This window comes from Christiangramia marina (assembly GCF_048285865.1).
GTDB lineage: Bacteria > Bacteroidota > Bacteroidia > Flavobacteriales > Flavobacteriaceae > Christiangramia > Christiangramia marina.
Genome location: NZ_JBLVTK010000001.1, coordinates 104924 through 125848, shown reverse-complemented (window position 1 = coordinate 125848; position 20925 = coordinate 104924). Strand labels below are relative to the sequence as shown.

At 36.6% G+C, this 20925-nt stretch carries 21 protein-coding genes; 18 read left to right on the top strand and 3 right to left on the bottom strand.

Annotation, left to right across the window (positions count from 1 at the left end; all coding sequences use genetic code 11):
* The 4 genes from ACNKXS_RS00625 to ACNKXS_RS00610 form a co-directional block, all read left to right on the top strand.
* The coding region (locus ACNKXS_RS00625) for a family 43 glycosylhydrolase (RefSeq protein ID WP_417919192.1) at positions 1-1539 on the top strand (1539 nt) is incomplete at its 5' end.
* A 21-nt stretch (positions 1540-1560) separates the two neighbouring features.
* The gene (locus ACNKXS_RS00620) at positions 1561-2442 is read left to right on the top strand and encodes a carbohydrate kinase family protein (RefSeq protein WP_417919191.1); all 882 of its coding nucleotides are present in this window, start codon (positions 1561-1563) and stop codon (positions 2440-2442) included.
* A gap of 1238 nt (positions 2443-3680) precedes the next feature.
* Positions 3681-4334, top strand: a complete 654-nt coding sequence (locus ACNKXS_RS00615; protein WP_417919190.1) for a DUF2461 domain-containing protein — start codon at positions 3681-3683, stop codon at positions 4332-4334.
* Positions 4335-4344: 10 nt separating this feature from the next.
* Entirely contained in the window at positions 4345-4857 is a 513-nt protein-coding gene (locus tag ACNKXS_RS00610) for an adenine phosphoribosyltransferase (protein WP_417919189.1), read from the top strand.
* On the opposite strand, the gene ACNKXS_RS00605 is transcribed toward ACNKXS_RS00610, so the two are convergent.
* Positions 4854-5006, bottom strand: a complete 153-nt coding sequence (locus tag ACNKXS_RS00605; RefSeq protein ID WP_295179946.1) for an SsrA-binding protein — start codon at positions 5004-5006, stop codon at positions 4854-4856. The genes ACNKXS_RS00610 and ACNKXS_RS00605 overlap by 4 nt on opposite strands.
* Positions 5007-5162: 156 nt before the next feature.
* On the opposite strand from ACNKXS_RS00605, the gene ACNKXS_RS00600 reads away from it, so the two are divergent.
* From ACNKXS_RS00600 to ACNKXS_RS00535, 14 genes are all read left to right on the top strand, one after another.
* Positions 5163-6107 (top strand): calcium/sodium antiporter, encoded by a 945-nt coding sequence (locus ACNKXS_RS00600; RefSeq protein ID WP_417919188.1) that lies wholly within the window; start codon positions 5163-5165, stop codon positions 6105-6107.
* A gap of 241 nt (positions 6108-6348) precedes the next feature.
* Positions 6349-8535, top strand: a complete 2187-nt coding sequence (locus ACNKXS_RS00595) for a glutamine synthetase III family protein (protein ID WP_417919187.1) — start codon at positions 6349-6351, stop codon at positions 8533-8535.
* 362 nt (positions 8536-8897) lie between these two features.
* Entirely contained in the window at positions 8898-9671 is a 774-nt protein-coding gene (locus ACNKXS_RS00590) for a hypothetical protein (RefSeq protein ID WP_417919186.1), read from the top strand.
* 45 nt (positions 9672-9716) lie between these two features.
* The gene (locus ACNKXS_RS00585) at positions 9717-10211 is read left to right on the top strand and encodes a hypothetical protein (RefSeq protein ID WP_417919185.1); all 495 of its coding nucleotides are present in this window, start codon (positions 9717-9719) and stop codon (positions 10209-10211) included.
* Positions 10212-10245: 34 nt separating this feature from the next.
* Entirely contained in the window at positions 10246-10956 is a 711-nt protein-coding gene (locus tag ACNKXS_RS00580; protein WP_417919184.1) for a CsgE family curli-type amyloid fiber assembly protein, read from the top strand.
* 11 nt (positions 10957-10967) lie between these two features.
* Positions 10968-11369 carry a curli production assembly/transport component CsgF gene (locus ACNKXS_RS00575; RefSeq protein WP_417919183.1) on the top strand — a complete coding sequence of 134 codons (402 nt, stop codon included), beginning with the start codon at positions 10968-10970 and terminating at the stop codon, positions 11367-11369.
* A 9-nt stretch (positions 11370-11378) separates the two neighbouring features.
* Positions 11379-12767, top strand: coding sequence for a CsgG/HfaB family protein (locus ACNKXS_RS00570; RefSeq protein ID WP_417919182.1), 1389 nt, complete (start codon positions 11379-11381; stop codon positions 12765-12767).
* A 12-nt stretch (positions 12768-12779) separates the two neighbouring features.
* Positions 12780-14276: a carboxypeptidase regulatory-like domain-containing protein gene (locus ACNKXS_RS00565; RefSeq protein WP_417919181.1), complete on the top strand. Its 1497-nt coding sequence runs from the start codon at positions 12780-12782 to the stop codon at positions 14274-14276.
* 118 nt (positions 14277-14394) lie between these two features.
* Complete coding sequence (locus tag ACNKXS_RS00560; protein ID WP_417919180.1) at positions 14395-15576, top strand: AIR synthase related protein; 1182 nt, start codon at positions 14395-14397, stop codon at positions 15574-15576.
* A 68-nt stretch (positions 15577-15644) separates the two neighbouring features.
* Positions 15645-16337: a hypothetical protein gene (locus ACNKXS_RS00555; protein ID WP_417919179.1), complete on the top strand. Its 693-nt coding sequence runs from the start codon at positions 15645-15647 to the stop codon at positions 16335-16337.
* 119 nt (positions 16338-16456) lie between these two features.
* Positions 16457-17101: a lysoplasmalogenase family protein gene (locus ACNKXS_RS00550; RefSeq protein WP_417919178.1), complete on the top strand. Its 645-nt coding sequence runs from the start codon at positions 16457-16459 to the stop codon at positions 17099-17101.
* A gap of 62 nt (positions 17102-17163) precedes the next feature.
* On the top strand, positions 17164-18240 hold the full coding sequence (gene prfA / locus ACNKXS_RS00545; protein WP_417919177.1) for a peptide chain release factor 1: 1077 nt from the start codon (positions 17164-17166) through the stop codon (positions 18238-18240).
* 17 nt (positions 18241-18257) lie between these two features.
* Positions 18258-19076, top strand: a complete 819-nt coding sequence (gene pyrF, locus ACNKXS_RS00540; RefSeq protein WP_417919176.1) for an orotidine-5'-phosphate decarboxylase — start codon at positions 18258-18260, stop codon at positions 19074-19076.
* Between the two features lie 4 nt (positions 19077-19080).
* Positions 19081-19854 carry an ABC transporter substrate-binding protein gene (locus tag ACNKXS_RS00535; RefSeq protein ID WP_417919175.1) on the top strand — a complete coding sequence of 258 codons (774 nt, stop codon included), beginning with the start codon at positions 19081-19083 and terminating at the stop codon, positions 19852-19854.
* Here ACNKXS_RS00535 and ACNKXS_RS00530 read toward each other — a convergent pair.
* Entirely contained in the window at positions 19835-20032 is a 198-nt protein-coding gene (locus tag ACNKXS_RS00530; protein WP_417919174.1) for a Lacal_2735 family protein, read from the bottom strand. The genes ACNKXS_RS00535 and ACNKXS_RS00530 overlap by 20 nt on opposite strands.
* 155 nt (positions 20033-20187) lie before the next feature.
* The gene (locus ACNKXS_RS00525; RefSeq protein ID WP_417919173.1) at positions 20188-20895 is read right to left on the bottom strand and encodes a DUF4197 domain-containing protein; all 708 of its coding nucleotides are present in this window, start codon (positions 20893-20895) and stop codon (positions 20188-20190) included.
* Positions 20896-20925: the final 30 nt, after the last annotated feature.

The window sequence follows — 20925 nt, the reverse complement described above, 5'->3', positions numbered from 1 at the left end:
TATATAGATGTAATTTCAGTAATTATTTTATTAACAATTTTAGGAGGATGTAGTCAAAGTGATGAGGTAAACGACATTCCCCCAATAGCACCAACGGAAAGTAATTTGGGAATTTTTCCAAAACCTTCTTCGGGCTGGAAGGGAGAATCTGACCCATATAACACAACAGGTTGGACAGCAGATGTAATGCCATATTATGAAAATGGAAAATTTCACATGTTCTTTCTACATGATGCACAGAATAAGCCAGCAGGAGAAGGATTCCATGATATTCACGAATTTGAGACCGAAGACTTTGTGAATTATGATTACGAAGGGAGAGCTATTGATTACGGCAATCCAGGACAACCAGATTTTGCCGTTGGTACGGGTTCGCTTATTAAGGTCGATGGCACCTATTATTATTACTACACTGGACATAATGGTACTTCTGCATTCTTGGAGGAAAACCCCAGAGAAAGTGTATTGTTGGCTACGAGTGACGATCTCGAAAACTGGACAAAGAAAGGGGATTTTAAGATCACTGCACCTGAAGGATATTATGATTTTGAATTTAGGGATCCTCATGTTTTATTTAATGAAGAGGTGGGAGAATACTGGATGCTGGTTAGTGCACAAACCGATGCAAGGAAAGCAGTGATTTTATTATTTATCAGCCCAGATCCTTCTACCGATGAATGGGCAGTCCAGGAACCACTCTATACTACTACAGATGAAGATGATTATTTGATGATGGAAGTTCCAGATCTATTTAAAATGGGAGATTACTGGTACTTGATATTTTCTGAAAACTGGAAAGATAGAATTACACATTACCGGGTAGCCACGAGTTCTAAGGGTCCTTGGGAAAAACCATCAAATGATATGGTGGACGGTCAATTTTTCTATGCTGGGAAAACTGTTGCAGATGGCAATAACCGCTACCTGGCAGGTTGGACAGCCAGAAAGAGTCCCGAAACGAATTCAGGAACTAAAGATTTTGGAGGAAACCTTGTGGTTCATGAGCTTCACCAGCAAGCTGATGGAAAACATTTAGCCGTTAAAGCACCTTCTTCCGTTTCATCTGTCTTTGCAAATTCAGAAGTACCTGAAATTAAGGAAACTTCTAATGGAGTTACTGAAAATGAAAATGGTTTTCAAATAGATGCTTCAGAAGGACAATCGAAGGTTGTTTTTCAAAATTTAATTGGTACCTCAATGGTGAGTGGATATATATCTGTTAGTCAGGAAGCGAATGCCGGGATTTTCCTTGGTGGAAATGACAATCCTTCGGAATCTTTTCGTATTCAGCTGGAACCAAGAAATAATAAGATAATAGCTATAAATAATGGAAACTTCGAAAATGTAGTCTATTACGATTTTGATTCGGATACAGAATATCATTTTGAATTATACGTCGAAGATTCAGTGGCTGTACTCTACCTAAACGGAGAGGTCGCTTTAAGTAACAGGATTTATAATATTTATGATTCAGCTTGGGGATTATATGGTGAATTTGGATTAACTGATTTTGGTAACATTCTGATCAATCAAGATTAAATAAATAAAAAGAGAAAATAAATGTCGGTAATTTGTTTTGGCGAGGTCCTTTGGGATGTATTACCCAATGAAAAAAAAATAGGAGGAGCCCCCTTAAATGTCGCCTTGAGACTGAATTCATTAAATGTAAATTCTACGATCATTAGTAAAGTTGGAAATGATCACTATGGAGAACGACTAATTGAATATTTGAGCGAGAATGGTCAGAATCATATAATTCAAAAGGATAAAGAACACGAAACCGGGATTGTTGATGTACAAATTGACAGAGCTGGAAATGCTTCTTATACTATTAAGTTTCCGTCTGCCTGGGACTATATTGAATATACGCCAAACTTGAAAAATAAAGTCTCCAGGGCTGATTATTTCATCTATGGAAGTTTGGTTAATAGAAATAAGGAATCCCGTAAAACCTTATTTAAGCTTTTAGAAGTAGCTAATTATAAGGTATTAGATGTCAACTTACGAAAGCCACATTATGATATGGCTACTTTAGTTGATTTAATGTCCTACGCTGACTTCATTAAGCTTAATAGAGATGAACTTGAAGAGGTTTGCAATTATTTAAAAGGAGACACAACTACCTCGGTTACCGAAATGCTCAGGTTGATTTCTGAATATACTCAAACAGATCATATTTGCGTTACCCAGGGAGCTTGTGGAGTAACATTATATCACCAGGGTGATTTTTATCATAATACAGGCTTTCTGGTAAAGGTCAAAGATACGGTTGGTGCGGGAGACTCTTTTCTAGCTGGCTATGTATCCCAATTGATTCAGAGAAAAAGACCCAATATGGCTTTGGATTTTGCTTGTGCTCTTGCGGGATTGGTAGCCTCTAAAGCTGGAGCGAATTCCACTGTTTTGCAAGAGGAGATAAATGATTTACTCTGGCAAGGATAGTTAATTGTTACATTGTAATATGATGTTTAAATTAATTGGGTGTGTTATTTTATAGAGATTTATGATAGGGGCGGAGATATTACATGAAATAAGAGGTGGATAAAACAAATAGAATAACAAAATGATGCGAATTATGATAACTGGTATATTTGCATTAGCTATAAAGAAGAGAATCAATTCAAATTAGATGCAACCGAAGCAAGGCAGTACATTAAGCAAATTTGTACTATAGAATCTTGTTCGATGAATGATCTTGATAGTTCAGTTGAGGTTATGGGTATTCAATTCACTTCTGAAGAGAATCCCAGGTATGTGTATGTATATAAAACTCTTGCATAAGAGGGATATTATTCAGTCTACATCTAAATATTTACGAAGTTTGATAAGGGAAATATAATTATCAAGTACTCTATCATATAAACAAGAAAGGCAAAATCCAGAATAGACTTCCAAATTTTATGGATTAACCTTGTCTGAGACTGAATTTATTCAGGAGATAAAATTATATCTTCTGAGATCATTTCCTTTAGATTTATTGTGAGCACGATGAATTGATTGTAAATGGTTCCTTCAGTTTTAGCATGTAGTATTCCACGTGCGGCTCCAACCGTAAGCACTGCGAAATGTATGGCAAGATTTTGGGCAATTAAATAAGAATCATTATCCTGTTTTACCTTATTCAGAAAATCCTTTTTGTTTATTTCAAAAAGTCCCTGAACTTCTAAAATTAGAAATGGTTGATCTTTTTTTTTCGAAAGAGAACTTAGTGTTACAGGTTATAGTATGATCATCTATAGTCGTGCCTTGCCAATAGAAGAACTCGGGTCCACCGAGTATAGTTTTTCTGAAAGTATTCTGATACCATAGATTTCTGGATAATCTGGTTCTAGGAAGCCAAAATTTGAAGCCATTGATGGTTTGTTAGCATTTACAAACTACAATACTAACTAGCAGGGTAGGAGTAGCAGTAGATTTTCGGTTAGTAAATCTAAACAATTACCGTTATTATACAAATGCTAATTTGCTTCTTTCAAAGGTTAAACGAAAAATAATGATATCTAGACTAGCTACTTATAATAAATTGCAGCACCGTTGATGCACCGATTAACGTTATTGAATTTTATTTGAACGCAATCAACTGAACTTCAGATTCGTAAAGATTCAATTATCATTAGGAATCCTAATCATCTATTGCAATCCCGGTGTTTTCTGCGATCTTTACGATTCAAATATTGTACATGGATTTCAAAAGATTGTTCTCTTTTCTACGGGAACTTAATAAGAATAATTCGAAAGAGTGGATGGATGAGCATCGTAAAGAATATCATCATATTCGTGACTCTTATATTTTATGGTTGAATGAACTTGATATAAAACTGGCTAATGTTGATGAAAATTATGCGCCAACCGAAGGTAAGAAAGCTATCAACAGGATCAATAATAACCTGATGTTTCACCCTAATAAGCCAATATATAAAGATCACTTTGGCGCCGGTCTGGATGACAAGCCTGAGAAAGGTGATTTTTATATTCACCTGGGTATCAACGGTAGCTTTGTAGCCGGCGGATTTTACCGTCCTAAAAAGTCCATTCTTGACAGCATACGTTCAGCCATCGACTATAATGGTGGAGAGTTTAAAGAAATCATCGAAAAGGAATCATTTGTACAAACATTCGGCGGACTCGTTGACGATGAAAAATTGAAAACCGCGCCCAAAGGCTTTGAAAACGATCATCAACATATTGAATTGCTGCGTAATAAGACTTTTGCTGTACAGGTTGACCTCACTCAAGAACAAATTCTGAAGAATGATTTTCAGGAAAAACTGGTAGAGATCTATAGGGAGATGCTACCTTTCCAAAATTATTTGAATAAAGCAATTACAGTTTGATCTATAAAACATGGAATTGAAGAATTATATACGCGAGATCGAGAACTTTCCGAAGGAAGGAATAGGATATAAAGATATTAGTCCGCTTCTGCTGGATCATGAGGCTATGAAAGAAGTTATTGCAAAGTTTGTAGCCAGACTTCCAGACGTAAGAATAGATAAAGTGGTAGGAATGGAGTCCAGAGGTTTCTTCTTTGCTAGTTTGCTGGCACAGGAGCTCAAAGCCGGGTTCGTTCCGGTTAGAAAGCCGGGTAAACTGCCTGCTAAAACGTTTAAACAGGAATACGATCTGGAGTATGGAAGTGATAGTCTAGAAATTCATCAGGATGCGATCATGGAAGGCGAAAATGTGCTAATTCATGATGATGTTCTGGCAACCGGAGGAACGGCTCTGGCCACCTGCAAACTTGTAGAAAAATGCAAAGGCAATATTGTGCAATGTAATTTTTTGATAGAACTGGATTTTCTTAATGGAAGAGAACGTATTTCTAACTATAAGGTAGAGTCACTTATACACTATTAGTCCAGGGAGTTTTTAGTAACCCATAGTCGCCAACCGATAACAGCCATCTGGGCTTTCGAAGCTTTTTGTAGATCCAGTTCTTGCTTGGAGTAACTAGGTAAAAATTTCTTATTGAACTTAGCAAGCGCTTTGAAAACTGATTTCTTCATTAGATATAAGATATTTTTAGAAAGATACAAATTATTCAATTTCAGGAAAATAACATATTCGACTGAAAATTGATCATTTAAAGCGTCGCATGCTTAGACTTAAAGAAAGTAATTGCAATTCTTTGAATTCCTCTATCTTCGCAAAAAAAATCATCTATGAGCGTTGTATTTCTAATTGTTGGCTTTGTCCTTTTGGTAATAGGAGGAGAGTTTTTAGTTCGAAGTTCTGTGGCAATATCACTAAAACTCAGTATTTCCAGGATGGTCGTAGGTCTTACGGTGGTTTCCTTTGCCACTTCAGCTCCAGAACTTTTAGTGAGTCTGCAGGCAGCTATTGATGGATTTTCAGATATTTCTTTAGGTAATGTAATTGGTTCCAATATTGCTAATATTGGTTTGGTTCTGGGCTTAACGGCCATGGTTTCTCCCTTAATGGTAGATCGGGATTTTTATAGGATCAACTGGCCAGTTATGATGTTATTCTCCATAGTACTTTACTTCTTTCTTCAAAGTGGAGAAGTATTGTCACGTATAGAAGGCGGGATTCTCTTGCTTGGACTTGTTGGATATATGTTTCTATTAATAAAGAGATCAAGAAGAAAAGATAATATTGTAGCAGATGAAGTGGATCTTTCTCTACAGGACGTTCGAAGTATCAAATTAGGAATCTGGCTCTTAATCGGAATCCTTGCGCTTTGGGGAGGATCAGAATTACTTGTAATGGGCGCAGTAGATCTTGCAACTCAGTTAGGGATTAGTGAACGGGTAGTATCCGTGACTATTATCGCTGTTGGAACCAGTGTTCCAGAACTGGCAGCTTCCCTTATCGCAGCAATGAAAAAGGAGAAAGCAATATCTCTAGGGAACTTAATTGGCTCCAATATTTTCAATATCGCTTCAGTTTTAGGTTTAACCGCTTTAATTAAACCTGTAGTCGTGCAATCTTCAGAAATTCTTTCGAACGATATGATCTGGATGCTGGCAATCGCATTTGGCTTATTGCCATTATTATTAATTCCGAAGCCTTCAGAGATGGGAAGAAAAGAAGGATTTGGTCTTATTGCTGCTTACGCTACATTTATCCTGATCACCATTCTATAACTCTTAATTTATTCTTAAATCCCTTCGGAAATAGGGGTGCTTAATATTAATGATTGGTTAAATTTCAGAAACAACCCTAAATAAATAGGGGGTTATCTTAAATGGTGCGCATTTTTTACGAAATCTGCACACATTTTTTGTTCCATATCACCTATATTCGCAACTTGATTTGATAATTACTGAATTATCTGATGATCTCATAATTCAATCTTTTATAAACCAACGCAATTAATATTTCAGCATGTCAACTTTAAGATTCCAAGCTTTAAAAGAAACATTGAACAGGAAGCCGGTGAAGATCAAGGAACCTCGTAGAAGGTCTGAAATTTTCGGTAAGAATGTTTTCAACGAAACTGTAATGAGACAGTTCCTGACCAAAGAAGCATACACGAATGTCGTGGAAGCTATGAACACCGGAAAGAAAATAGATCGTAATGTTGCCGATCATATTTCTACTGGAATGAAAGAATGGGCGATCTCTAAAGGAGTAACTCATTATACTCACTGGTTCCAGCCGCTTACAGGAGCAACTGCAGAGAAACATGATTCCTTCTTTGAGCCTTTAGGTGATGGGTCGGCAATCGAAAAGTTTGGCGGTGGACAGCTTGTTCAACAAGAACCAGATGCATCCAGTTTCCCGAATGGTGGAATTAGAAATACTTTTGAAGCAAGGGGTTATACTGCATGGGATCCTACTTCTCCAGCTTTTATTTGGGGGACTACGTTATGCATTCCAACAGTATTTGTAGCTTACACAGGGGAGGCGCTTGATAACAAAACGCCACTTTTGAGAGCTTTACAGGCAGTTGATAATGCTGCAACAGATGTTGCAAAGTATTTTGATAAGAACGTTAAGAAAGTAAATGCGACTTTAGGATGGGAACAGGAGTATTTCCTGATCGATTCCGCACTTACAGCTTCAAGGCCTGATATCACTTTAACCGGAAGAACCCTTTTAGGACATTCTCCGGCAAAGGGTCAGCAATTGGATGATCACTATTTTGGTTCTATACCTTCAAGAGCGATCGCTTATATGATGGATCTTGAGATCGAGTGTATGAAACTTGGTATTCCAGTAAAAACCCGTCATAACGAGGTGGCACCAAACCAATTTGAGCTGGCTCCAGTATTTGAAGAAGCTAACCTTTCTGTAGACCATAATTCATTGATTATGGATGTAATGAAGAGAGTTGGTGAAAGACATAATTTTAGCGTATTAATGCACGAAAAGCCATTTGCCGGAATTAACGGTAGTGGTAAACATAATAACTGGTCCCTAGCGACAGATACCGGAGTAAACTTACTATCTCCAGGTTCTACGCCAATGAAAAATCTTCAGTTCCTTACGTTCTTTGTAAACACGATTAAAGCTGTTTATGATAACGAGCAATTATTGAGAGCTGCGATCGCAAGTGCTTCCAATGATCACCGTCTTGGAGCAAACGAAGCACCACCAGCAATCATTTCAGTTTTTATTGGAAGTCAGCTGACTAAAGTTCTTGATGAACTTGAAAAAGTTACTGATGGTAAGCTTTCTCCTCAGGAGAAAACAGATCTTAAACTGAACGTTGTAGGAAAGATTCCTGAAATTCTTCTTGATAATACAGATAGGAACAGAACTTCACCATTTGCTTTTACTGGGAATAAATTCGAATTTAGAGCTGTAGGTTCGTTAGCGAACTGCGCTGGAGCGATGACTGTACTTAACAGTATCGTGGCTAAACAGCTTAAAGAATTTAAAGTTGCGGTTGATAAACTCATCAAGGACAAGAAAATGAAGAAGGATGATGCCGTCTTTAATGTTCTAAGAGAGTATATCAAAAAATCCAAGAAAATTAGATTTGAAGGAGATGGATATGGTGAAGCCTGGGAAAAGGAAGCAGAAAAACGCGGACTTAGCAATAACAGAACTACGCCATTGGCTTTAAAAGCTCAGGTAAGCAAAAAAACAATTGCCCTTTACAAGGAATTAGGGGTGATGAATGAAACCGAGATCGAAGCAAGACATGAGATTGAGCTCGAAGAATACGCGATGAGAATCCAGATTGAAGGACGTATCCTTGGAGATATCGCCAGAAATCATATCATTCCAACGTCAATCAGATATCAGAACATCTTGATCAAGAATGTACGTGGATTGAAGGATATCTATGCTGATGATTTCGCAAGACACGCAAAAGAGCAGCTGGAAATAATAGAGAGCATTTCTTCTCATATCGCAAGCATTAATTCTAATGTGAATGCGATGATCGAAGCGAGAAAGATTGCTAACAAATTAGAAGATGCTGAAGAAAAGGCATTTGCTTATTGTGACGATGTAAAACCTTTCTTCGAAGAAATTAGATATCATTGTGATAAGCTAGAGCTATTAGTAGATGATGAGATTTGGCCACTTGCTAAATACAGAGAATTACTTTTCACAAGATAATTTCTGAAGATTTTAGAAAAAGAAAAACCACGCATCAAGCGTGGTTTTTTTGTTTAACCTTTTTTGATATTTTTCCTCGATAAATGCTAAATTTTTGATATAAAAATTAATTTTTGACATAAAATCTGTATTTCAACAATTTTTTTTGGTGTTCATCGATATTTTTTTTTATAACTGTTTAGCTTAAATATATTCGAAGAAGTAATTAAGATTGCAATACTAACCCTGCCGCATTTAATTACAACCCTACATTTTAGTTTTCTAAAACATTGCTTGACAAATAGTTAAGCCAATTTTCAATGCCCTGAATCTTGGAAGAGTAATTTTTTGTTTAATCAATACTAATCTAAATTTAATTAATTATGAAAAAAGTGATTTTTTGCGCGGGAGCGCTAATGTTTGGGGCATTGACTTTTGCTCAACAGAATGTAAGTGATGTAGATCAGAATGGTAATTCCAACCATTCTTCAGTTGATCAAGTAGGTACGATGCATAGGGCATCTGTTGATACCGACGGAGATCGCAACAACGCTTCTATTGATCAGGGGACATTGGATAACAAAGCTTGGATCAAGCAAGTGGGTAACGATAACCGCGCGACTATAGATCAAAATGATGATTTTACAAGTGATGTTGGTGACAATGTTGCTAAACAATTACAAGTTGGAAATAATAATCGTGCTTCTATCGATCAAGATTCGCAATATTCAAATGGATCTGGAAGTGGTACTTTAAAATCCAAAGCTTTGCAAGAGCAAAAAGGAAATAGAAACTTTGCCAGTATTCAACAAGTCAATAGTAAGCATTTCTCTAGCCAGACCCAAATCGGAAATAACAACAGAGCAACGGATTATCAAGATGGAGCTAGTCAGCATTCAATGGTTTACCAAAAAGGAGATCGTAACAACAGTTCTGTTACTCAAAGAGCGGGTTATGGAAGTTTTTCAGATGTATATCAGAGAGGAAATGATAACCGAAGTACTGTCCGCCAATCCGGTGCGAAACACGTGTCGAGAGTTTCTTCTATTGGGAATGATAATAGAAGTAGCGTAATGCAGTCTGGTAATATGCATAGAAGCCTGGTAGATCAAGTTGGTAATCACAATATTTCTACAGTTACTCAATCAAATTTATAAAATCAATTAGCAGGGGCTAAGGCTCCTGCTTTTAATTATTCTATTATGAAATCAGCGAAGAGAATTATTATTGCAGTAATTTTTGCACTAGAAACTTTTTCTGGTTTTTCTCAGGGATTAAAAGACAATAGTGATCTATATAGCACCCTGAATCAAATACAGTTTATTGAGATAACACACATAAATTCAATTCCAAATAATTCTAACGCAGTTATTATTCAGCAAATCGGGAATAATAACTCTGCTGTTGCAAGATCTTTTAATCATGGAATAGAAGTGAATTTATTACAGAATGGAGATGATAACTATATAGAATCTATTGTTAGTGTGGAAGGTTATAAGTTAAATGCAAGCCAGCACGGTGATAATAATTATTTTTCAAATATTCCAATATATTCCGAACCTGGTACCCAATTGGAAGTGATTCAGGAAGGTAGTAATCAACATATCGAGAATAATGGTGCCAATGCCATAAGTAAAAATATGAGTATCAGAATTACCGGAGATAATCGTATGCTAACTATTCAGAATATAAAGTAATTAAATTGTGGGATCGATTTCCAAATATTCCATTATGCTTTTACTTCTGTCGGCCTTTTCTGGTTATTCTCAAAACTTTAATAAAGAGGTAGAACCCATTATTAATATCCAGGAAAAGGCAAGTGATTTTTTTACTATAACAGCATCTGCGAAGAATCTGACTCAATTAGCTCTTAGTTTATCTTATGAGTTTTCTGTCATTAAAAAGGGAGTTAACAATTCAGCAAATAAACAATCAAATTTTTTTAGTCTCCAGGCTTCAGAAATAAAAAGTCTAGCTTCAACTTCTATTAGTCAGGATGACAGTACAGAAATAGTCATCCTTCTTATTTTTAAAGATGATAACGAAAAGATTATTAGTACCAACCGTAAGCTGATAAAATCAAACGAAAAAGAGACTGCCAAAGAAGAAATTTCTTATCATAAAAGGAATGAGGGAATCAAATTAACAGGTTTCGTGACCGAAAATATAAAAACCAAACCTGGCAAGGATTTTTACGATTTCTTCTATCAGCAATATATGCTCAGTGAACTTGAAAGTGAACACATGATTTCTGTAGACGAGATTATAAGTTTTGGAAGAACTACCAGGCTTAGTGTTAAAGTTGAAGGCCGGGTAGTTTATCAATTCTTTGCACGTCCCAAACTGGACTATTTAAGAGAGAATGCAGATAAAGCGCTTAACGAGGTATCTAGATATCTTCAATATATGGAGAATCGAAATGAATATACTAACCAATATTAATTTTTGAAAATATGAAGAAACTAATACTTTTTTCAATTTTAATTTCCAGTTTCGGGATACAGGCTCAGGACCTTGTTTACACTCCAAAAAACCCAGCTTTTGGTGGAGATACTTTTAATTACCAATGGTTGCTCAGCTCGGCTCAGGCACAAAACAGTTTTACCGCACCTCGCGACGAAGGTGAAGACTTATCTGAACTGGATCAATTTACTGAAAGTTTGAATCGCCAGCTTCTAAGTCAGGTAAGCCGAAATTTATTCTTCACACAGTTCGGGGAAGGAGAATTAACAGAAGGACGTTATACTTTCGGAAGTCTCGCCATAGACATTTATCCTTCAGATGGAGGGCTTGTAATTGACATTCTGGATACCACTACTGGAGATCAAACCCAAATAACAATACCTAATTCTTAACCCAAGTTCATGAATATTAGAAATTTATGCTTGACAGCATTAAGTTCCCTATTCTGTTTGTCTTGTAGTACCTACCTCAATCAACCGGTAGACTTCAGGGAAGCCAGAATTGGAGAAAAGACCGCTGCAACTGAAAAACTCTCAAAACTTCCAGAACCGGCTGAGAAAGTAGTGGTAGGTGTTTATAATTTCCGCGATCTTACCGGGCAATATAAAGCATCTCAAACCGGGAGTACCTTCAGTACTGCAGTAACTCAGGGTGGAACGGCGATCCTTATAAATGCTCTTGAAGATTCAGGATGGTTTACTACGATTGAAAGGGAAAATATCGGCAATCTTTTGAATGAAAGAAATATTATTCGTTCAACGAGACAGGAATACCAGGCGGCACAGGCTAATGAACCACAAGTGCCTCCGTTATTATTTGCGGGAGTGTTACTTGAAGGAGGTATCGTATCTTATGATACTAACATCATCACCGGTGGGATGGGGGCCAGATACTTTGGTATAGGCGGAAGTACGCAATACAGGCAGGATCGGGTAACCATTTATCTACGTGCAATTTCTACTTCAAGCGGTAAAATCTTAAAGAATATATATGTTTCTAAAACAATTCTTTCTCAATCTTTAGACGCAAGCTTGTTCAAATATGTCAAGTTTCAAAGACTGATGGAAGCGGAAGTTGGAGTAACCAGAAACGAACCGGTTCAGCTAGCTGTAACCGAAGCCATCGAAAAAGCAGTGGAAGGTCTGGTTATTGAAGGTGTGGAAGAAGGGATCTGGCAGGTTAAAGAAGGAGAAAATCCAGATTCATTAATTCAGTCTTACATGAAGGAAAAGCAGGAAGCTGAGATGGAGAATTTATATAATGGTAAACTTGTACAACGAACCCATAGCAGTTCACTCGGTATTAATTTGGGCGGTTCTCTCATAAGTGGTGATTTTAATTCTCCGGAATTAGGTCCTCTGGTGAAGGTTGACTTTTCTCAATATCTCAACAATAGTTTTTATATTAATCTTGGAGGTAGTGCATTTGAATTAAGCAATAATCCAGATTTTTCTCAGAAATACGCAGGCTTAGATGCTAATGCTGGCTTTCTGGTACTACCAAATGAAGATTTAAGTCCTTTCATACAGGCGGGTGGAGGGTATCTTCTTGGTATAGATAGTAATGCTCCAGATGGCAACGATAAATCTTTTTTCAAAGCACAATATGGACTAGGTCTGGAATACCTATTAGGTCCTAAGATAAGTTTAAAGGCTTTCGCAGAACATAATATTACTTTTTCTGATCAACTTGATTATGTGATAAACGGAAATAGAGATGATCATTATTTCAATTTTAGTATAGGAATAAGCTTTAACCTTGGCGCAATGCCATCTACCAAGTCAAACTAAAAATAAGGGAGCATGAAAATTGCAAAAATTATAATAATAGCTTTTATAGGTTTATTGATTTCCTGTAGCGAGGATACCATAGATACCTTCGGTACGGGACAAATTACAGGAATGGTTGTAGCGGATGGTTCTAATGAACCTATCGAAAATGTAAAAATTTCGACCAATCCATCCTCTTCAACAGTTTTTACAAATCAGACTGGTGAATTTGTGCTTGAGGATGTTCAGGAAGGAGAATATTCGGTTCAAGCTATGAAAGATGGTTTTGTAACCACGTTCGAGGGAGCTACTGTTCGTCCAGGTAGCGAGGTAAATGTGATTTTTGAACTAAAACTATCTACTGCTAACAACCGGGCACCCAGTGCACCGAAATTACTATCGCCAGAGGATGCTGCTACAGTATTGGATAATACGGTAGAATTTGTATGGAAATCTACAGATCCTGAGGGTGATTCTTTGAGATATCAATTGGAATTGCGAAATGACAGGAATGACGAAATCTTAAGATTTTCTGATATCGTAGATACTACATTTACGGTTTCTAATTTAAATAATGCATACAAATACTTCTGGCAGGTAAAAGTGAGTGATAGCGTTAACGCTACTGTAATAAGCGAAGTGCGTTCTTTCAATGTATTAGAAAGTGCTTCAAGCGCATATTACTTTGTTAGGGAAGTAAATGGGAATAATGTTATTTTCTCTTCAGATACCGAAGGAAATGCTGCAAGCTTAACAAGTGAATCAAAAACTAACTTTAGACCGAGAAAGAATACAGCGGTTGAAAAAATAGCATATCTCGGAAATTCGGGTGGTGAACTTCATCTTTTTGCAATGAATTATAACGGTTCAGAAAAACGACAAATCACTAATTCCATTCCGGTTAATGGAATAGATTTCTCTCGAATTGGTTTCTCATGGTCTGATGATGGTGAAAGTTTACTTTTTCCTAACTTCAATAAATTATATAAAACCAGTATTTCTGGTGGCGGTAAAGATATAATTTATGAAGCCCCGTCAGATCGGTATATAATGGACATTCAAGAAAGTGAGAATGGAGAATTTATTGGAATTCTTGAAACAGACATCAATGGATTTTCTGGAAGTCTGTTTTTAATCAATCAGCAAGGTGAAAAAATTGAGACGATCATCGAAGGTAAAGCCGGAGTTTTAGGCGGTATTGATATTTCGGTAAATAACAGGTATGTTCTTTACACTTTAGATGTGTCAGGTTACGAATCTGCAGGTGCAAGGCAATTGAATTCTAAAATATTTGTTTATGACAGAGACCGGAATGTAGCATTTAATCTTAGTGAGGAAAAACCAAATGGAACCAATGATTTCGATCCTAGATTTGCTCCAAATGAAGCTTCCATAATATTTGTAAATTCGTCAAGTGAAGCAGAAGCAATCAAGTCTATTTATCAGGTTAGTTACGATGAAAACTTTGATACTTTTGAAGAGGACCGTGAACTATTAATCGAAAACGCTAAAATGCCCGATTGGGAATAACTGATTAATTATATTCTAAATTAAACCACATATTCAGTGTGGTTTTTTTGTTTAAATAGGTCGTATAATTTCCCAGAAGCCTGAAACTAATTATCTTTGAGCATTCTAAGTTATATTCATGAGTAAAGAAATTAGCAAAAGGTATTCAGGCAGAGGCGTGTCTGCTGGAAAAGAGGATGTTCACAATGCTATCAGGAATGTTGACAAAGGACTTTTTCCAAAGGCTTTTTGCAAGATCGTGCCAGATCATTTAACAGGAAGTGAAGAACATTGTTTGATTATGCACGCCGATGGTGCCGGGACTAAATCTTCTCTTGCTTATATGTACTGGAAAGAAACCGGAGATCTTTCGGTTTGGAAAGGGATTGCTCAGGATGCTTTAATTATGAATATAGATGATCTTTTATGTGTGGGAGCTACCAGTAATATTCTACTTTCTTCCACTATTGGTCGGAATAAAAACCTTATCACTGGTGATGTAATTTCAGCCATTATTAACGGTACAGAAGAATTGATTTCAGAATTAAGAAAATTCGGAGTAGAAATACATTCTACTGGTGGAGAAACAGCAGATGTGGGAGACCTGGTGAGAACGATCATCGTTGATTCCACGGTAACGGCCAGAATGCCAAGGAACAAAGTGATCGATAATGCGAATATCAAACCTGGAAATCTAATCGTTGGACTCTCATCTTCAGGACAGGCTAGCTACGAAACTGAATATAATGGCGGGATGGGCAGTAATGGTCTTACTTCTGCGCGCCATGATGTTTTTTCTAAAGTTTTAGCTGAAAAATATCCTGAAAGCTTTGATAGTTCTATTCCTGAAGAGCTCATATATTCTGGTACGAAAAAGTTGACCGATGCTGTAGAGGATAGTCCGATTGATGCAGGGAAGCTCGTGCTTTCACCAACCAGAACTTATGCGCCGATTATTCAGAAGTTACTTTCTGACATTGGAGCTGAGCATATTAACGGAATGGTTCACTGTAGTGGAGGTGCTCAAACAAAGATTCTTCATTTTATTGAAGATTTGCATATTATAAAAGATAATATGTTTCCTACCCCACCATTGTTCAAACTTATTCAGGAGCAAAGTAAAACCGACTGGAAAGAGATGTATCAGGTTTTTAACATGGGACATCGTATGGAAATTTATATCGACGAGACTCATGCAGATAAGGTGATCGAAATTTCAAGATCTTTTAATGTAGACGCTCAGGTTGTGGGAAGAGTAGAGACAGCTGATCGTAAAAAGCTGACGATTTACAGTGAATACGGTACATTTGAGTATAGCTAAGTAGATAAATTAACTTCAAATAACCTAGAGCAATGAGCATTCCAGGTTATTAGTATTATTACATTGAGATGAAATTCTGGTTTGGCTTACTGGTTTTAATAATGATCGTTGCGAATGTACTGGCGATCTATTACCTGGACCCAATTACCGATAGATGGTTTAGGCTGCTGGCTACAGTGGTTTTCTTTCTGATCTTTCTATTCAAGTACAATACAGATAAAAGATTACTAATAGCATTTTCTTTACTCACATTATGTGACGGACTATTAATATTTTATGAAGATTCTATAGTTCGAAATATTATATATCTTGTTCGTATATCAGCATATCTGGCTATTATTAAGTTTCTCTATACTTACCTTACACGGCTTCGGTTAAACCTGATTACAGCAATATTCACCGCTTTTGTACTGGCGCTGGATATTTATATGTTGCATGATATGGCAATCTATATACCTGGCTACAGAGTTGATTTCTTATTTACTATTCTGTTCTATACGATGGGCTTAGTTTCCCTTGCCCTAGTTGCAACTTGCATATCTTATTTGAATAGGTATGCTGACGCTAAAGGTTTCTTATTGGTGGTTATTTCAATATGCCTTGTGTTGTCTGACCTCACTTTTTATAATGCGTACTATTTAAATTTTGATGTGTTTTATTATGCAGATAGAATCGTTAATATAATCGGTATCGCACTGCTTGTAGTTTTTGCTACAAAATGGATTCAGAATAAGGAAAACGAAACATTGACTGAAATTTAGTAACTTAAAACGACATTTCAAATCCAGGATTCCTTTAGATTCGTAAGTACTTTCTAAACCAAAAGATGTTTCCAAGATATTTTCTCCCGATTGTAGCTGGTATTCTAGTATTGGCAAATATGTTTATGATAACTGAGTATGATCTGGAAATGATTAGATACGGTCGGTTATTTAGCACCTTCATTGTTTTATTAGTTTTAATCTGGAAACTGAGATCTGAAAAAGTACTTGTTACTAGTATCTTTTTGCTACTAATTTCAGATGTTCTTTTGCTGAATTATGAAAATACACTCATTAATTCAGTGACCTTTTTTTTACGTATCGTCGCATATATCACTTTAGTATTTGTGATTTTCCCTGAAATTAAAAGCCTCAAAATGAGTGTTGTTCAGAAAATAGTTTTCGCAGTGGTCTTCACCATGAATATTGGAATGCTATACATGCTGGTAGATATGGTTCCAGAAAAATATGACTATCCTTATTTGAATTTCCTGTTTTATATCTATGGAAGTGCTATGATTACCTTAGTTCTTGCTGCGATATCCTATAGCAATATTTATTCGGATACTACTTCGTTTTTTTTCACTGCCGGAGCTTTATGCCTGGTTTTTTCAGATATAATGTCATTTATAGCTTATTACCTGGAGTTCTATGAATTTTACTATCCCGATAGATTTTTCTATATTATTGGTATTATTTCGCTGGTGAAATTTGCAACTTTAAGTAGAAATCATAAGCCAGTATTTGATATGGAAAGGCTTTAAAGCTTTTATATGATTTCAACCAAATTATCGTAAATTTGCTAGCCTAAATTCAGCAGGAATATATGATTGAAAGACTTAATATCGTAAAGCAGAGGTTTGATGAGGTGAATGATTTAATCATTCAGCCGGATGTAATATCAGACCAGAAGCGGTATATCGAATTGAATAAAGAATATAAAGATCTTCGTGCGTTGATGGATGAACGTGAGAAGTATGTAAGTCTTACTGACAATATTTCGGAAGCTGAAGAGATTATCTCTGATGGTAGCGATGCTGAAATGACAGAGATGGCGAAACTTCAAATGGAGGAAGCCAAAAATCAACTTCCTGCGCTGGAGGATAAGATAAGAATGATGCTTATCCCAAAAGATCCTGAAGATTCCAAGAACGTGGTCGTGGAGATTCGCGGTGGTACGGGTGGAGATGAAGCCAGTATTTTCGCCGGAGATTTATATCGAATGTATACGAAATATGTTGAAAGCAGGGGCTGGAAGCATAATATCGTGGATTATAGTGAAGGTACTAGTGGAGGATTTAAAGAGATGATCTTTGAAGTTTCTGGAGAAGACGTGTATGGTACCATGAAATTTGAAGCTGGAGTGCATCGTGTACAACGGGTTCCTCAAACCGAAACCCAGGGCAGAGTACATACTTCCGCCGCAACCGTTATGGTGTTGCCAGAAGCTGAAGAATTTGATGTTCAGATAGACCCAAAAGATGTAAGAATTGATTATTTCTGTTCTTCAGGACCTGGTGGGCAGTCAGTCAACACTACGTATTCTGCAGTACGTTTGACTCACGAACCTACTGGTTTAGTTGCTCAGTGTCAGGATCAGAAATCGCAACATAAAAATAAGGAAAAAGCTTTCCGTGTTCTGCGTTCCAGGTTATACGAACAGGAACTGGCTAAGAAAATGGAAGCCGATGCTGCTAAAAGAAATTCAATGGTTTCCAGTGGTGACCGTAGTGCAAAGATTCGTACCTATAACTATGCTCAGAGTAGGGTTACAGATCACCGTATCAACCTGACCCTATATGATCTTTCTAATATCATTAATGGTGATATTCAGAAGATCATTGATGAATTACAGCTGGCTGAAAATACCGAAAAGTTAAAAGAGAATTCTGATATTCTTTAAATCTGAATTAATTAAATATGACTTCACAGGAGCTTACTGAGCAAATATTTAAAAAGCAAACGTTTTTGTGCGTAGGACTGGATACCGATATCGACAAAATTCCAACCTACCTGCTTTCAGAAAAAGATCCTGTTTTTAGTTTTAACAAAGCCATAATTGACGCTACACATCAATCCTGTGTGGCGTATAAACCTAATATTGCATTTTATGAAGCATTGGGTGCCAGTGGATGGAGAAGTCTTAAAAAGACGATCGAATACCTGCATACTGAATACCCCGAGCTATATACTATCGCTGATGCTAAGCGTGGAGATATTGGTAATACTTCCAGAATGTACGCCAAAGCCTTTTTTGAAGATCTTGGTTTCGATTCTATAACCGTTGCACCTTATATGGGAAAGGACAGTGTAGAACCATTCCTTGAATTTGAAAATAAGCACACCATATTACTTGCGCTTACTTCCAATGAGGGTGCATATGACTTTCAAACGCAGAAGGTAGATGGCGAAGAACTTTACAAAAAGGTTATCAAAACTTCTTTAGACTGGAATAATTCTGAAAACTTGATGTACGTTGTGGGTGCTACCAAAGCCGAGTATCTTGCAGAAATAAGAAAGATCATTCCTGAAAACTTTTTGCTGGTACCAGGTGTTGGTGCCCAGGGAGGTAGTCTGGAGGAAGTTTGTAAATACGGAATCACGTCTAATGTAGGTTTGCTAGTAAATTCTTCCCGAAAGATTATTTATGCTTCAGATTCTTCAAATTTTGCTGAAATTGCTGGCGCTAAAGCTGAAGCTATCCAGAACCAGATGAAGGATGAATTAGCAAAACTTTAGAGATATGCAGTTTCAGGATCAACTTCAACGATCTTTTGAACTCACCTCGATTCCGAAGAGAATAATATCGCTGGTTCCAAGTCAAACTGAATTACTCGTAGATTGTGGATTAGAAGATTCTATAGTAGGAGTTACCCATTTTTGTGTACACCCTGAAGGACTCCGGGATAGGAAAACCAGCTTGGGAGGAACTAAGAAAGTGAATTTAAGAAAGGTCAGGGATTTAAAACCTGATATTATACTTTGTAATAAGGAGGAAAATACCCGCGAAATGGTAAATGCTCTTACCGAAATCGCACCTGTTCATTGCTCAGATGTTGCCAATTTGGATGATAACGCTGAACTTATTAGAATGTATGGGGAGTTGTTTGATAAAAGTAAGGTAGCCAATATTTTGATCCAGAATATAGATGATTCCCTGAAGAAATTGGTGCGCATAGTTTCTAAATCGAAATCTAGAAGAGTAGCTTATTTTATTTGGAATGAGCCATTGATGGTAGCAGGGCAGGGAACCTTTATCAATGAAATGCTTGCTGTAAATAAGATGATTAACGTTTTTGATTTGGATAGATACCCTGAAACAGATCTTGATATTTTGAGGACTATGGAAATTGATGAGATTCTCCTGAGCTCTGAACCTTTTCCTTTTGAAGACAAACATAAAAAAACCTTCTCAGGAATCGCTGAAAAGGTGTCGCTTGTGGACGGTGAATATTTTAGCTGGTATGGAAGTCGTGTATTAAAAGGATTGAAGTACTTCAGGCAGTTTCACTCTTAGCTTCTATCATCGAGCAATCCATTCTTCTAAGCTCAGCCAGAATTTTCTTAGCCCTTAAATTCAACTTGTCACTTTGTTCTTTATCTATAAGAGCAATTTTGTAAGCACGTTGCATTAATCTGCTATACTTCTCACAAAGTCTTTCTTCTTTTGATTTATTTTCGAAAATCCTAAACATATAATACTTAATTTCTTTCAACTTCATCATCTTCTCCATACGATACAAAGCTAAGACTAACCCAGCTTATACATTGATAATGTTGAGTTAAGCTTAATTTAAAATATACCGGATATCTGTGAGAAAGTGTTAAAATATTGTATTACGTAAGAATTCTAAGATCTATCTTGTAGGGCAAAAACACGTTTTAAAAGATCTGTAGTTCTGGAGCTTAAAGAATTTCGAATGTCCTTCTCTTCTTTCTCTATCATAAGAAAAACGCCTTGAAGAGCTTCATTAGTTACATAATCTGTAAGATCTGGATCCACTTTACTGGTAAGTGGAATGGCATTGTATCTTTGAATAAGATTGGACCAAACCCGATTTGCTCCAACTTTCTCTAATGACTTATTGATAATAGGATTGAACCTGTTATAAAGCTGTGTTTCAGTTTTTGATGAAAGATAACTGGTTGCTGCATTATCTGCACCCAAAAGAATGTTTCTGGCATCTGCAAAACTTATTTCTTTCACAGCACTTGCAAAAACAGGAATAGCTTCTCCTACTGCGTCTTCGGCAGCTCTGTTAAGAACTCTCAGGCCCTCATCTGCTAGATTATCCAAGCCAACATCTCTTAATGTCTTATCAACTTTCTGTAATTCTGGCGGCAAACTTATACGCACAAGTTCATTTTTAAAGAATCCATCTTCAGTAGCAAGACTGGTCACTTCCTTATCTATCCCAAATTGAAGCGCCTGCTTTAGTCCGGAGTTGATCTCTGAATCGCTTACACCATAAGTTGAAGGAATTTGAGTAGCAATTTGTTGCAATTCAGCACAGGAACTTAACGAGAATATTAGTATTAAACCGAGGAGCTTTTTCATATTAAATAATTTGCTCAAATATACCTGCTA

Coding starts and splice junctions, on each gene's coding strand:
- ACNKXS_RS00620 (WP_417919191.1), top strand. CDS start 1,561: ATGTCGGTAATTTGTTTTGGCGAGGTCCTTTGGGATGTATTACCCAAT.
- ACNKXS_RS00615 (WP_417919190.1), top strand. CDS start 3,681: ATGGATTTCAAAAGATTGTTCTCTTTTCTACGGGAACTTAATAAGAAT.
- ACNKXS_RS00610 (WP_417919189.1), top strand. CDS start 4,345: ATGGAATTGAAGAATTATATACGCGAGATCGAGAACTTTCCGAAGGAA.
- ACNKXS_RS00605 (WP_295179946.1), bottom strand. CDS start 5,006: ATGAAGAAATCAGTTTTCAAAGCGCTTGCTAAGTTCAATAAGAAATTT.
- ACNKXS_RS00600 (WP_417919188.1), top strand. CDS start 5,163: ATGAGCGTTGTATTTCTAATTGTTGGCTTTGTCCTTTTGGTAATAGGA.
- ACNKXS_RS00595 (WP_417919187.1), top strand. CDS start 6,349: ATGTCAACTTTAAGATTCCAAGCTTTAAAAGAAACATTGAACAGGAAG.
- ACNKXS_RS00590 (WP_417919186.1), top strand. CDS start 8,898: ATGAAAAAAGTGATTTTTTGCGCGGGAGCGCTAATGTTTGGGGCATTG.
- ACNKXS_RS00585 (WP_417919185.1), top strand. CDS start 9,717: ATGAAATCAGCGAAGAGAATTATTATTGCAGTAATTTTTGCACTAGAA.
- ACNKXS_RS00580 (WP_417919184.1), top strand. CDS start 10,246: ATGCTTTTACTTCTGTCGGCCTTTTCTGGTTATTCTCAAAACTTTAAT.
- ACNKXS_RS00575 (WP_417919183.1), top strand. CDS start 10,968: ATGAAGAAACTAATACTTTTTTCAATTTTAATTTCCAGTTTCGGGATA.
- ACNKXS_RS00570 (WP_417919182.1), top strand. CDS start 11,379: ATGAATATTAGAAATTTATGCTTGACAGCATTAAGTTCCCTATTCTGT.
- ACNKXS_RS00565 (WP_417919181.1), top strand. CDS start 12,780: ATGAAAATTGCAAAAATTATAATAATAGCTTTTATAGGTTTATTGATT.
- ACNKXS_RS00560 (WP_417919180.1), top strand. CDS start 14,395: ATGAGTAAAGAAATTAGCAAAAGGTATTCAGGCAGAGGCGTGTCTGCT.
- ACNKXS_RS00555 (WP_417919179.1), top strand. CDS start 15,645: ATGAAATTCTGGTTTGGCTTACTGGTTTTAATAATGATCGTTGCGAAT.
- ACNKXS_RS00550 (WP_417919178.1), top strand. CDS start 16,457: ATGTTTATGATAACTGAGTATGATCTGGAAATGATTAGATACGGTCGG.
- prfA (WP_417919177.1), top strand. CDS start 17,164: ATGATTGAAAGACTTAATATCGTAAAGCAGAGGTTTGATGAGGTGAAT.
- pyrF (WP_417919176.1), top strand. CDS start 18,258: ATGACTTCACAGGAGCTTACTGAGCAAATATTTAAAAAGCAAACGTTT.
- ACNKXS_RS00535 (WP_417919175.1), top strand. CDS start 19,081: ATGCAGTTTCAGGATCAACTTCAACGATCTTTTGAACTCACCTCGATT.
- ACNKXS_RS00530 (WP_417919174.1), bottom strand. CDS start 20,032: ATGTTTAGGATTTTCGAAAATAAATCAAAAGAAGAAAGACTTTGTGAG.
- ACNKXS_RS00525 (WP_417919173.1), bottom strand. CDS start 20,895: ATGAAAAAGCTCCTCGGTTTAATACTAATATTCTCGTTAAGTTCCTGT.